This window comes from Mesorhizobium sp. RSR565B, from assembly GCF_054719465.1.
Map to the genome: position 1 here is coordinate 3,992,589 of NZ_JBTTIE010000001.1, position 11,987 is coordinate 4,004,575.

The 11,987-nt window shown below is 56.4% G+C and carries 13 protein-coding genes; 9 read left to right on the forward strand and 4 right to left on the reverse strand.

Translation table 11 applies throughout. The features are described from left to right. Window positions 1-15: 15 nt before the first annotated feature. The 4 genes from ACYG9R_RS19385 (at window position 16) to ACYG9R_RS19400 (ending at window position 2,745) form a co-directional block, all read left to right on the forward strand. Window positions 16-645, forward strand: coding sequence for a tyrosine-type recombinase/integrase (locus ACYG9R_RS19385; RefSeq protein WP_023825052.1), 630 nt, complete (start codon window positions 16-18; stop codon window positions 643-645). A gap of 84 nt (window positions 646-729) precedes the next feature. After that, on the forward strand, window positions 730-1,116 hold the full coding sequence (locus ACYG9R_RS19390; RefSeq protein WP_245260138.1) for a DUF3768 domain-containing protein: 387 nt from the start codon (window positions 730-732) through the stop codon (window positions 1,114-1,116). 7 nt (window positions 1,117-1,123) lie between these two features. Then, on the forward strand, window positions 1,124-2,146 hold the full coding sequence (locus ACYG9R_RS19395) for a hypothetical protein (protein ID WP_050590569.1): 1,023 nt from the start codon (window positions 1,124-1,126) through the stop codon (window positions 2,144-2,146). Continuing rightward, window positions 2,146-2,745, forward strand: coding sequence for a hypothetical protein (locus tag ACYG9R_RS19400; protein ID WP_023734909.1), 600 nt, complete (start codon window positions 2,146-2,148; stop codon window positions 2,743-2,745). Before ACYG9R_RS19395 ends, ACYG9R_RS19400 begins: the two co-directional genes overlap by 1 nt. Before the next feature lie 4 nt (window positions 2,746-2,749). Here the strand turns inward: ACYG9R_RS19400 and ACYG9R_RS19405 are convergent, their stop codons facing one another. After that, entirely contained in the window at window positions 2,750-2,971 is a 222-nt protein-coding gene (locus ACYG9R_RS19405) for a helix-turn-helix domain-containing protein (RefSeq protein ID WP_023734908.1), read from the reverse strand. A 153-nt stretch (window positions 2,972-3,124) separates the two neighbouring features. Between ACYG9R_RS19405 and ACYG9R_RS19410 the strand changes: the two genes are divergently transcribed. Together ACYG9R_RS19410 and ACYG9R_RS19415 are read left to right on the forward strand one after the other, a co-directional pair. Beyond that, a complete protein-coding gene (locus ACYG9R_RS19410; RefSeq protein ID WP_023825050.1) occupies window positions 3,125-4,606 on the forward strand; it encodes a DUF4339 domain-containing protein in 1,482 nt (493 codons plus the stop codon). A gap of 460 nt (window positions 4,607-5,066) precedes the next feature. Beyond that, a complete protein-coding gene (locus tag ACYG9R_RS19415) occupies window positions 5,067-7,223 on the forward strand; it encodes an exonuclease domain-containing protein (RefSeq protein WP_023734906.1) in 2,157 nt (718 codons plus the stop codon). Window positions 7,224-7,716: 493 nt separating this feature from the next. Here ACYG9R_RS19415 and ACYG9R_RS19420 read toward each other — a convergent pair whose 3' ends face one another. Then, window positions 7,717-8,337: a Ros/MucR family transcriptional regulator gene (locus tag ACYG9R_RS19420; RefSeq protein ID WP_460221841.1), complete on the reverse strand. Its 621-nt coding sequence runs from the start codon at window positions 8,335-8,337 to the stop codon at window positions 7,717-7,719. A gap of 158 nt (window positions 8,338-8,495) precedes the next feature. Between ACYG9R_RS19420 and ACYG9R_RS19425 the strand changes: the two genes are divergently transcribed. Beyond that, on the forward strand, window positions 8,496-8,672 hold the full coding sequence (locus tag ACYG9R_RS19425; protein WP_155923335.1) for a hypothetical protein: 177 nt from the start codon (window positions 8,496-8,498) through the stop codon (window positions 8,670-8,672). A gap of 84 nt (window positions 8,673-8,756) precedes the next feature. Here the strand turns inward: ACYG9R_RS19425 and ACYG9R_RS19430 are convergent, their stop codons facing one another. Together ACYG9R_RS19430 and ACYG9R_RS19435 are read right to left on the reverse strand one after the other, a co-directional pair. After that, window positions 8,757-9,125: a DUF488 domain-containing protein gene (locus ACYG9R_RS19430; RefSeq protein WP_023734903.1), complete on the reverse strand. Its 369-nt coding sequence runs from the start codon at window positions 9,123-9,125 to the stop codon at window positions 8,757-8,759. Between the two features lie 323 nt (window positions 9,126-9,448). Then, the gene (locus ACYG9R_RS19435) at window positions 9,449-9,895 is read right to left on the reverse strand and encodes a hypothetical protein (protein ID WP_155923334.1); all 447 of its coding nucleotides are present in this window, start codon (window positions 9,893-9,895) and stop codon (window positions 9,449-9,451) included. Window positions 9,896-10,058: 163 nt separating this feature from the next. On the opposite strand from ACYG9R_RS19435, the gene ACYG9R_RS19440 reads away from it, so the two are divergent. After that, on the forward strand, window positions 10,059-11,300 hold the full coding sequence (locus tag ACYG9R_RS19440; protein ID WP_023734902.1) for a hypothetical protein: 1,242 nt from the start codon (window positions 10,059-10,061) through the stop codon (window positions 11,298-11,300). Window positions 11,301-11,334: 34 nt separating this feature from the next. Beyond that, window positions 11,335-11,916 (forward strand): HupE/UreJ family protein, encoded by a 582-nt coding sequence (locus tag ACYG9R_RS19445; protein WP_023734901.1) that lies wholly within the window; start codon window positions 11,335-11,337, stop codon window positions 11,914-11,916. Window positions 11,917-11,987 lie beyond the last annotated feature (71 nt).

Genomic DNA, 11,987 nt, shown 5'->3' on the forward strand with positions numbered 1-11,987 from the left:
TCAACTGGTTGAGCTTTGTCGAAGATAGCCGGCCGTTTTAACCGCCACCAAACACACAAGGAATTCAACATGCGAGGTCAGCCAGCAAAGTTGCTGCGGCCGTCGGAACTGCGCGCGCTTCTGACTTGGAGCAAGCGAAGCCGACTGCCGCTGAGAAATCGTGTAATCGTACTTTTGAGTTTTCGTGCTGGCCTTCGAGCCTGCGAAATCGCTGCCCTCGATTGGTCGATGGTATCGACAGCGAATGGCAAAATCGCGCCATTGATCGAGTTGCCTGGGTGGGCGGCGAAGAAAGGAAGCGGTCGACGCATTCCGATGCATCCTGAGATCAGCCAGGCGCTCAAGCAACTCGTTCGCGGTGCCGACCTGACCGGGCCAGTCATCGTGTCGGAACGCAGAGACCGAATGAGCGCAAAAACCATCGTCAACTGGTTTGCTCGCGTCTACGGCAACTTGAACCTCGAAGGCTGCTCATCACATTCGGGCCGCCGAACCTTCATCACCCACGCCGCTCGCATGATCCACAAAGCCGGTGGTTCGCTGCGCGACGTTCAGCAGCTGGCCGGGCACAAGTCGCTGAATACCACCCAATCCTACATCGACGGCGACGCTACCGCCCAACGCAAGCTGATGCGTCTCCTCTAACCCCCACTGACCATCCAATCACCTTCGCCTCGGCAGCAATCGCTGCCGTGCCGCCTTCGCTCGTGCTCAAGAAAGGAAAAACTCATGACCAAGAAAGACAACGGAATGTCACCGGCTGATATCGAAATGATCCGGGGAATGCTCGATGAAAACCTAGTCAAAATCCGTCAACTCAACGACGACCTTAGGATCCGACGCCTTGGTGGAACAATTGTCATTACCGCTGGTATCGCCGGCCTTGGCGCATCGGCCGTAACGAAGACCATCGCCGCAATCGCCGCCTTCGATGCTTTCACACCGGAGAACGACCCCAACGGCGAGCATGACTGTGCTGTCATGACCGTCGACGGCGTCAAAATCATTTGGAAAATCGACTATTATGACCTCAAACGGCAGTTTCTTTCACCCGATGCCTCCGACCGAAACGTCACCTCTCGCGTCATGACCGTCATGCGCGCCGATGAATATTGAGAGGCACATGACGATGGTGAAAACAATTGATGACGCCCGAGCGATGATGGCAGCGCTGGTCACTCTGCCAGCCCAGTCAGAACATCATGGCATTGATCCATTGGCGCTCGGCCAATCCTCAGATGCGTCAGAGGCAATTGCCAATTCCGATACTTCCTGGCTGTACCGATCACTGATTGACGGTTTTAGCTACCAGGGGATTCGTGACTCACACGCCCGCGCTTATATCGAAAAGCACGGCAACGCCGAATGGTACGGCGTCACCAATGCGCTCAGCAGAGAATGGCTTTCCAGCGAGCAGGAACTCTGCCCGAAACTGGCTGACTTTGATAGCTATCGCGGTTGCCGTTATCGCAAGGCAATTCAGACCTGCGCTAATCCCGACAGCCTGGCCACGTGCCCTGTGCCGAAGCTTGCATTGAGGAAGGGTGTTCTTAACGAGCAAGCTTTCTCACTCTATCTGTTCATCCGCGACGTCTGCCGTGGCGATCTGGTTGCCTTCATCGACCGATTGCTTGATGTGACCAGCACCAGCGAAGACCCGGTCTCCGCCGGACGCGAAGAGCTTCTGGCGGCTTTCACGCAAGTCGTTGGCGTCTCACGCAAGCTTGCCGGCATGATGCTCTCGCAAATCCTCCTCAACGCTGGTCCCGATCGCCAACGATGGCACGCCGTCGGCGCATCAGTCGTCGTCGTCGACTCGCTGGTGCATAACTTTCTTCACCGGACTGGCATCCATGCTGCCTATCAAGCTGACCATCTCTATGGGCAACTCTGCTACAGCGCTGTCGGCTGTGAGTTTATCTTGCGCGACCTCGCAGCAAAAATGGCTGGCAAGCCGACCCTCTCCATCTCGCCACGAGCGCTGCAGCATGCGGTCTGGCGTTTCTGCGCCGCGGACGAACTGTCCGTCTGCAATGGGAACAACATTCGTGACACTCTCCCCTGCGAAATCCATTGGTGCCCGCTCGGACACCACTGTAGTCGACTTCCCCTCCGACCCGCGAAGCCTGGGAGGGAGGAGGCCTGATGTCACATCACGCACCGCTGCCCTTTCGCCAGGGCGAGCTCGATGGCCTCTGTGGGGTTTACGCTGTCGTAAACGCGGTTCGACTGGCGCTTGGCGTTCAAGCGAATCTTCTGCGCCAACGCGACTGGCAAGATCTTTTTGTCGCACTGCTGGAATCGGTTGATCGGTCTGTAGGGGCGGCTCACGCCGCTTCGAACGGTATCGATACACGGCCTCTAAAATATTTGCTGAAGGTCGCGATCTCGCATATGGCGACCGAACACGACTTGACCATCCGAGCAAAACCTATGCTGGCTCGAGACGAACGGCCATGTTTTGAAAAGCTCTTGCGTCGTATCGGCGATTGGGTTGGACAACCGGGTCAGGCCGTAGTGTTGTCAGTCTTCGGCTCGCTCAACCACTGGACGGTCGTCCGCCGTGTCAGCCATCGCTCTCTCATCCTCTTCGATAGTAGCGGCTATGCGCGGATCTCGCTCGATGCCTGCCGCATGGCCCACGAGCGGCCAAGGCCCAAAGGACGACAGCACATCGTCCCGCACGACGCCATTTTTTGCGTGGGCCGCCATGAATCAAAACGACGCGCAGCACTCAGTGGCTAGGACATCATTTCTTTGTCTTCGGTCGTTTCAAAAGGTCCGAAGCGTCCACGTTTAACGCATTGGCCAGTCGATCAACCACGTCGATTGAAGCGCTGTAGACGTTCCTCTCCAACGAGCTCACATAGGTTCTGTCGAGTTCCGCCCTATGAGCAAGCTCCTCCTGCGAAAGCCCTAGCTCGCCTCTCAGTGCCTTCAAGTTGAAGGCCAGCACCTCTCGTATTGTCATGAACGAGAGAGCAGCGCCTTGTCGAGTATTCCACCACGGAGTATACTCGACATTCCCGCTCTACGGAACCGACCGTCCGCCGGCAATTCCAAGTCTCGGCGCGCTCCATCACGGCACAGCTGCGCAACATCCTTGATTTCACGGAGAACTAACATGTCGCTTTGGTTTTACGAGCGGGACGGAAAATCCATCGGGCCGGTAGACGAGTCCGAGTTGGCAAGCATCATCGCTGCTGGCGAAGTGGATCCGGAAACTCGCGTCTGGACGGCGGAGTTTGGTACGGAATGGAAAGTCGCCAATCAAACGCGCCTTTTCAGGGATGATCTGTCGGCGCCACCTCTGCCGCAGCTTGTAGAACCTCCGCAGCTAGCTCCGATGATCGGGCGCCAGACTGCTAAGTTTGTGCATCCGGAGTCTTCGGAAATTTACGCATATCTGCTTGCTGGCTCCCCTCTGCTCATCACGGTGCTCGTACTAGCGGCTTGGTTCGCAACCCGCAATCTCGCTGATGGGGCCTTGGCAGCCGTCTATGTCGGAGCGACTCTGGCCACTCTCGTCCTTGCCCTTCGCGACCGTGGTGAACTGGTCAAGACCGGGTTGGCTAAGTCTGACACAATGATGGTTGGCTTCGTTCTCCTGACGCCTCTCATCTACTTCCTCAGGCGCGCAGCGGTGACAAACAGGTCGGCGCAAAAATACATCTGGATCTGGCTTATCTCGCTGGGCGTCTCCTTCATGGCTTCGCCAGAAACCATCCCTCCTCAGCTTGCCTTTCTAACAAGTGCGCAGCCCCCGTCTGCGTCTGCGGCAAGGGTTGGTAACCAGCCATCCAAACCCAAAGCCGAGATCGATAGACAGGTCTTGGACGACCTCGGTTCCAGCATCGTTAATTGCTGGGCTTTTCCGGCGAATGCGAAACGACAGGCATCCGTCCGCATGCGCTTGCTGCCGACGGGAGAGCTTGATGGAAAGCCAACTGAAATCACCGCGGGATCGGCGTCAACCAGGGCGGACGAGGCTTTGCCTGCCTCAGCCGTACGTGCGGTATTAAATTGCGCGCCGTATGCCAATTTCGTCGCAAAGTCGCCAGAGCTTGCGGGCAATGATTTGATTGTCACGCTCGATCCGGTGAGCATTTCATCTCGTGTGCAAGTGGCAGAAGCCGAAAAAAGCGAAGCCATAGGCGCCGTATCACAAGCCGACGCAAGTTCGTCGAACGCGGACGGAGGGTCGGCTGCTCAAAAGTTGCCGCCGTATAACGATATGCGGGAGCTCTTTGCAGAACACCTAGTGCTCCTATCCAACCCATTGAATGCTGGAGAAGCCGAAGCGAAGCTGCGGCAGCGAGTGGTCGCTCAAATGACGGCCTTTGTTGCTGATTACACGGAGGAGCCATCATCTTGGCTCATCCAACTCGCTGCCGAGGTTGGACCTGCTCTTACGCCAGGAAAGGGATTCTTCTGTCGTGTGTCCAAAGATGACGCAGAGAGCATCGCGCGGCTGCGGCTGGTCTCGGCTATTCGACCGGGAATTGTCATCTCTGGTGAGCTGGGAGAATATAACTTGGATCTCCCGAATCGCGTGATGTCTATCGTGCTCGACCCGTGCCAGATTGTTGATATCCCTCCCCAGTAAACCAGGTGGGCGCTGTACCTCTAATAAACAGCGCCAATGAACGCATCACTTCCGTGACTATGTAAGTTTTGATCGAAATGGCCAGCTGCATGGTAGTTGGTAGCTTTTGCCACGAATCGCTTGAGGCGTGCATCCCGAAGTACTCGGGCTTCTCGTGAGAAACCGAGGACGAAATCCGCGGCGCTGTCATGCCGTGTTGGCGATCGAGTGTATCGCACCTGATGGCACGAAAAACATGTCACCAGCTATGTGCTTCCGACCGGAGCCGAAGGTGACGATTCGTTTGAGCGACGCATGAGGAAACAATCGGATTGAGGTCCACGTTGACATCTTCTCAGGATTGGAACAAATGTAGAACGTGCCAATTTTCTCGACGCTATTAACTGCTTCCGTGAAGAGCGATCGCTCAAGCCTTCTCAGGAATGGCATGCGTCGAACTGCGTAGCGGATATGAACCTGAATGAAGCTGCCTGTGTTGCCGGTCTATTATTATCATGATCATTTCACCGAAATGCTCGACATCGTCAGCGATACCTATGGTGCGGTGCTGACGGATCGACACCGCGCGTTTATCGCGACTTTTGCGACAATTTCGAAGGATGCGCAGTGCCTTCTGATCCGCATGATAAATCGGCGCGGAAGCATCTTTCGACAGTCGGCTTTTCGTTACGCCGAGATATCGAACCCTGGCCGCGCCGTGGCAGTGCTCCGGGCCCTTGGATATGTGCGGTCACTCGCGCACAGCGACTATGCATCCTTCATCGTCTGCCATGCGAAAGAAGCGCTCACGAAGGCTGGGAAGGACGCCGGCCTCACCGATCTGCGAACGTCCTGGGCGAAGGGAAAGGTGGTCGAATATTATCTGGCGAACGTCTCATTTGAGACAGCCTATCACCATTGCGGAGGCGATGATTTCATCGCGCTCGGCGACACGGCCCCGGTCGAATTCCTGCTGTACCTGTATTTCGGGAAGACCGAGCGAGATTTGAAGAACTTCGCCCTGCGCGACCTCGGCATCCTGCGCACCAACAAAAATGCAAACCTGAGTGCCCGCTTCACCGACGCTGAAGAGGCTCATGCAAGCTTCCACTACAGCCGGCTACTTGATCGATTTGAGATCAAATCCGAGGTTACCTTTCGCGCCTCTATTTCTGAAATTCTCGATGGTCCCGAATGCACAACCGACTACGCCGAGGAATTGAAAAGCCGAGCGGCGCACAAGGCAGGACAGTTTTTTGAAAAAGACGGCGAGAAGGGAATTGCGATACAACTGTATCGTGCCGGTTCATCCTTTGTTTGTAATGAGCGCCTGACGCGTTTGCTCTACTCAACGGGAGATAAAAAAGGGTCGGAAGAGCTTCTTCGCAGGATGATTGACGATCCGGCGAGCGATGATGAATTCGTCTTTGCAAATGATTTTTATGCCCGCAAGTTCAACGGTCGGAGAACAGGGCTTTGCACCGAACTGCTGCGGGCCGGCCATACCGTCACAGTCGACGACAGCTGGCGCGGAAATCCTGAGGCTGGCGTAGCGGGCGTCATGCGAAGGCAGGGCCGCACGGTCTTCTATGCAGAGAATAAGCTCTGGCACTGCCTGTTCGCTTTGCTGTTCTGGGAAGAGCTGTTCGAGTCTGGCCAGCTCCATTCGAGCTTCGACTGGGTGCCGCATTGCTTGAAAGACAAGAGCTTCGCGCGTCTGTTCGCGCGCGATATTGACGCGAAGCTGTCTGCCGTGTCGTCGCAGTCCGTGCTCGCCCTAATTTTGCGCACCATCGCAGGAAAGTGGGGGACACCGAACGGGCTCTTTGCCTGGGATCATATCGACATGGATGCGATACGACCCTTGCTTGCCGCTCATCCCGGCGGGGTGAGCACCATCCTTCGGCTCATGAGCGAAGACTTTCGCGCTATGCGCGACGGATTTCCAGACTTGATGATCGAGTTCAATGGCGAGGTCGCTTTTCTTGAAGTCAAGGCGGAAGGAGACGCTGTACGCCGCAATCAACTCACGCGCCTGCGTCAGTTGTCCAGCGCAGGTATCAAGGCTGAAATCGTACGTGTCGATTTTCGCTTCGATCCTGATCAAGAATATGTCGTTGTCGACATCGAAACGACTGGAAGCTGGTCGAATGGCGACCGTGTTACCGAGATCGGTGCCGTAAAAATCCGCAATCATGAAATTGTCGATGAATGGACGTCGCTGATCAACCCGCAGCGGTCGATCCCGGCGGCCATCACACGGCTCACCGGCATTACAAACGCTATGGTAAGAGACGCTCCACTTTTCGCGGAGATCGCGGACAGCTTCATGCAATTCATGGGCGACGGCATCTTCGTCGCCCACAATGTCAACTTCGATTACGGCTTTCTCTCCGGCGAATATGAACGGCTCGAGCGTCGCTTCCGGTTTCCCAAACTCTGCACGTGCGCGACCATGCGCAAGCAATTCCCAGGTCATAAATCCTACAGTCTTGCCAATCTCTGCGACGTGTACGACATCGACCTCAAAGGACATCACAGGGCACTCTGTGACGCACGCGCCGCAGCTCATCTTCTCAACCTGATCAATGGGAAACGCGATACCGGTCCTGCAACGCTTGCGGAGCAAGCTGCATAGGCTGGCCCGGCGGTGAGTTTCGATTTGCACACGCGTCCATTGCCACTAATCGCCGCAGTTGCGATCTCGGCATCGCCCTAATTATGTCTTTGACACTTGCCGCACTCGCCCCGCGCTGATGGGCGACCAAATTCCGGCTAGCGGACTATTCCGGCGATCCGGCCAGTGACGCGCATGGACGTCCCGCGAGGGGACGCTCGACGATTTTGGGCTGTTTCCGAATGACCCTGATCTTACCTTGCTTGTGCAATCCTTGGAGCAGCTGGTAGCGCGGCCCCGCAAGCGCGTACTTGACGATTTCCGCGAGACAAAAAATTGCCGGTGTCGCAGCCGCCCGGGCGGCAGCAGCCCGACGCACCGATTATTGCCGTCGACGTCAGCGTCTCAGAATGGGGCACTATTGTTGGCTCCGTAATTGCAAGACACATATCGGGGTAGGGCACGGGAAGGTCCGCCGTCTCGCGAATGGGACGGCGGCTTTCGTGTTAGGTAGTCAGGCGCGTTCCTTCGCTTTGTGCTTAACCGGTGCCTTTGCTGGCGTAGTCTTTCGACCTAGACCAATTGACTTTGCCATTGCGGACCGAACGGCAGCGTAGTTCGGCGCCACCATAGGGTAGTCGCGCGGCAAACCCCATTTGGTGCGATACTCGTCAGGCGTAAGATTGTGTGACGTCGCCAAGTGTCGCTTCAGGGATTTGAATTTCTTCCCGTCTTCTAGGCTTACGAGGTAGTCGGGGAATATCGACCGATTTGGATTGACCGCAGGGATCAGCTCTGCTCGATCGGCTGCGACTGGCTGGCGGATGCCAGACAATGACGCGTGCACAGAGGCTATGAGGTCAGGTAGGGCGCCCACGGGAACCGGGTTATTGGCCACGTAAGCAGAGACTACATCAGCGGTTAGCTCGGCCAGGTGAACGTCGTGGTTGTGTTCGTCCATCATAAGTCCCCGTTTGTGGGGTCTGTCTATTAGAACGCCCTCATCCGTGCAACCTCCTCCATGCGAGCCACAACGACATCGCTTCATCCCTTGGCCATTAAGGGGCACCGGCAGATAGGCGTTGGCAATTAGCCAGTCACCGATGATGGTTTTGACAAGGTCAAACTTCGACATGTCCATCTCGACCGCAATGACGGACAGCGAATCCTCCACTCTCGGAACGAGTTCGATACCGTCGGTTTTTCTAATTACGAGCGCCGCGTCGGAGCATGAATTGTAGATCGGCGCGCGTAATCATTTGCCGCGTTGCGCCCGTGGGGCTATGACTGGCTATGAGTGAAAAAACTGATGATCTAAAGATCGAAATTCAGAAAGCTGTCGCCATGCTCAATGAATGCGAGGCGGCTATGCGTCTTGGCGAAAGCAACCTTGCCCACGATTTGATTCGCCAGACGATTGTTAGGTTTGAGCGATTGCTTCACGAGGCTGAAACTGTTCCTCAGACTTGATGGACATGCGACTTCAGCTTCGATGAGCGGCCGAGTTTGGTGCTTCCGTTGTAATTGTAGTCCGTGCAAAGCGATATGACATGATTACCAATCTTTCAGCAGAATATCTCTGAGGACAACGGCATCGTTGTGGGCTTCATCATGAGCCGAGTAGACGAGCGTGATAGCTCCCTGCCGTATCATATCGCGCAGTCGGTCGAGCTCACCGCGATGCTCGTTGATCTCCGCAACATATCGCATGCGGAATTCCTCCCAGCGTGCTGGGTCGTGTCCAAACCATTTCCGAAGCTGGGTGCTCGGCGCGATTTCTTTCATCCAAAAATCAATGCCCGCGTCCGTCTTCTTCACCCCTCTCGGCCAAAGCCTATCCACCAACACCCGCGTACCGTCGCTGACGTCACGGCTCTCATATGCCCTTTTTAATTTTACTGGGTGGAGAAGTTTTTCGCTCATCGATGCCCTTTCCTGTTCTGCCCGTCTTGGTGTCGTCAGCTGCACTCTCAGAAGCAAGCAGAATTCACTTCCGAGGCTGGGTTACTATTCTTTGCGCCGACCAGCCACACGTTCACACATAGTGGTGTTCCTTCGCGAAATTCGGAGACATTGAGCATTATCAGCCTGCCATGACCGCCATCTCTCAGCAATTTTGCAGGCTCTCAGCACGCTACCCCCGTCGCGGTGCGGATCCAATATGGTTTCGGGGACCATGGCCATTCAAAGATATCCCTACGCTCGCCGAAACCGGTGTAGCGGGCAACGCGACCGGAGAGTATCCATCATTGGTATCGGTGCAATAAAAGACGGCGGCATGGCTGTCCCACCGCCGGCAGATCGCTGACACCTATGATCACTTCAAGCAGCTGACGTTGAACGGCAGACACGTATAGGCAAAGCGTTGAAACCGAATTGCGGCGAAGGCTAAGCCCGGTCGCCAGTTGCACGTTCAGTGTCACCTGCCTTGCTCCTGCTTCTTTCGGTGGCGACAGGAATTGTTGATCGGCCACGTGCTGGGCCTGCGGCGCGCATTCACCGCGAGCACAAAGGGCAGTATCGTTTTGGCTGCTTTTGCTGCGGTCGGTGTTCCAGATTGTCTCTAACGCCACAACTTGGCTTGCTGCTGGCTTCGCTTGATACGCCCGTCTTGCCGGCAGATCGGGCAATGCGCTCGGCCGCCTGAGCCTGACAAGTTCGTCAAAGCACAAATCATTGAGGTCGTAATCCAATCGCGCGGATGTCCGCCCATTGACATCCTGTGTCTACGTCGAGCCACCCATTGCTCAATGGTATTGCCGATACGTTCGTTCAATAGATGTGTCCTCATCTCGGCTCAATTCTGTAGCGAAGCGGAGCCTTTTGTTGAAACGCCGGGAAACGGGAGTACGCGCGATGCCGCATGAACGATTGGATGTGACCCAGAGAGCGGTTGTCGCCGCGACGATGCTAGCGTTGTGTATCGGCGGTATCGAGCCCGCGTGGAGCTCTGATCACTTCGATTCCCCCGCCATGACCGCGAATCCCCAAGCGGATATTGCTGACGTGTACGCATGGACAGCGCCTGATGGTCGCCGGTTGAATCTCGTCATGACAGTGGTCGGACACAGCCTTTCCGACCGTTTGCAATATGTGCTGCATATCGATAGCGGGAAGACCTTTGGTCATACGACAGCTTCCACGACCATCACCTGCCGTTTCCCAACGCCTAAATTAGCGAGTTGCAAGCTTGGCAACTCGGATCGGGTGGACGGGGATGCCAGCAACATAGGTGGTCTACGGAGCCGCAATGGCAGGTTCCAGCTGTTCGCGGGACTGCGCGACGATCCCTTTTACAACAATGTCAAAGGTTCAATTAGCGCCTACGGCGTGGGGCTTGCTGCCATGAAAGGTGGAAGCGCCCCCCCCGATGCTGCCGGATGTCCTCAACTAGACGCTAAAGCCACGAAGGCGGTTGCCGATCAATGGCGGCACACGGATGGCGGTCCTGCAACCAATCTCCTTGGCAATTGGACGGCGTCCGCGATCGTTGTCTCCGTGGACCTGGACGCCATCTCGGCAGGGGGGTCGATATTGGCGGTCTGGGGTTCCGCCGCCACCTCGAAGCGACTACTCGATCGGATGGGCCGGCCGTTTGTTGGAAATACTTTGCTGGGCGTTTCTCCGTTTTCGACTGACGATGCGAGTGGTGATGAACGTGAGAAGTTCAACGAGGTCGGCGTGAAAGGAGGTGGTACCTTTGAGACGCGGATCGAAGGTTCGTTGGCATTCCAGGACAGTCTTGACGGAGAATGCGGCAATCAGCTGCTTGCGGAAAAGATGCCTGCTTCTCCGGCACGCTATCGCGCGCTTGCTAAAATGTTCGCTGACGACCGGCTCTGGGTCAACAGCGCGGTCCGTGAGTGCAAGCAGTTCCTGGCGGTTGAACTGGCAGCATTGGCCGGCCGGACTGCCTACCGCGCCGATTGCGGGGGCCGCAGCCCAGTTTACGACACACCGAATATGTGGCGATCTCTGTTAGTCCAAGGAACCACAAACGAAATCGCTTGGGACGGTCTGCTTGGCGATGAGCATCGACCTTCTGCAACAGACTTTCCGTTCCTTGCGCCGCCCGATCCGAAAGGGGTGGATCATTAAAATGCGCCGCGGTGCTCCGTGTCGCAGATCGACCATGAAGATCTTGGTTGGAATCGTGCTGATCTTCGCATCGAGTTCGGCGCAGGCCCACATGGGAACCGGTCTTCCTGGCGGGTTCGCGTCAGGGTTCTTGCATCCGCTCAGCGGCGCAGATCACATGTTGGCCATGGTTTCGGTGGGTCTATGGGGAGCCTATTTGGGACGCCCGCTCATCTATTTGCTTCCGGTAATTTTTCCGACGGTCATGGCAGGCGGCGCTCTGCTGGGAATGGTCGGCTTGCGCCTGCCGGCCGTCGAGGTTGGCATCGCGCTTTCAGTTCTGGTGCTGGGCGGCTGCATCGCCTTCGCTGCGGCCGCTCCAATCTGGTGTGCCGCCCTTATCGTCGGTGTTTTCGCAATCTTCCATGGCTATGCCCATGGGGAGGAACTGCCCTCGGCGGCCGACCCCGTGGCATATAGCACAGGCTTCGTGCTCTCCACCGGCTTGTTACACGTATTCGGTATCGGGATTGGCGCCCTCAACGGCTATCGTTGGGGCGCAGTGGCGACCCGCCTGACCGGTGGCTTCATCACAGCAAGCGGACTCTGGTTCCTATATGCGGCGACACGGCCGTGAGGGGAGGGGTACTTCCACCGGCGCTGTTGTTTGCGGCATTAGGTCTCGCGCTCGCTTTTGCTCCGCTTCGC

Bases quoted from the DNA above. Each gene is read 5' to 3' on its own strand.
- ACYG9R_RS19420 (WP_460221841.1), bottom strand. From the start codon at position 8,337: ATGTCGAAGTTTGACCTTGTCAAAACCATCATCGGTGACTGGCTAATT.
- ACYG9R_RS19395 (WP_050590569.1), top strand. From the start codon at position 1,124: ATGACGATGGTGAAAACAATTGATGACGCCCGAGCGATGATGGCAGCG.
- ACYG9R_RS19430 (WP_023734903.1), bottom strand. From the start codon at position 9,125: ATGAGCGAAAAACTTCTCCACCCAGTAAAATTAAAAAGGGCATATGAG.
- ACYG9R_RS19400 (WP_023734909.1), top strand. From the start codon at position 2,146: ATGTCACATCACGCACCGCTGCCCTTTCGCCAGGGCGAGCTCGATGGC.
- ACYG9R_RS19445 (WP_023734901.1), top strand. From the start codon at position 11,335: ATGAAGATCTTGGTTGGAATCGTGCTGATCTTCGCATCGAGTTCGGCG.
- ACYG9R_RS19410 (WP_023825050.1), top strand. From the start codon at position 3,125: ATGTCGCTTTGGTTTTACGAGCGGGACGGAAAATCCATCGGGCCGGTA.
- ACYG9R_RS19390 (WP_245260138.1), top strand. From the start codon at position 730: ATGACCAAGAAAGACAACGGAATGTCACCGGCTGATATCGAAATGATC.
- ACYG9R_RS19440 (WP_023734902.1), top strand. From the start codon at position 10,059: ATGCCGCATGAACGATTGGATGTGACCCAGAGAGCGGTTGTCGCCGCG.
- ACYG9R_RS19415 (WP_023734906.1), top strand. From the start codon at position 5,067: ATGAAGCTGCCTGTGTTGCCGGTCTATTATTATCATGATCATTTCACC.
- ACYG9R_RS19425 (WP_155923335.1), top strand. From the start codon at position 8,496: ATGAGTGAAAAAACTGATGATCTAAAGATCGAAATTCAGAAAGCTGTC.
- ACYG9R_RS19405 (WP_023734908.1), bottom strand. From the start codon at position 2,971: ATGACAATACGAGAGGTGCTGGCCTTCAACTTGAAGGCACTGAGAGGC.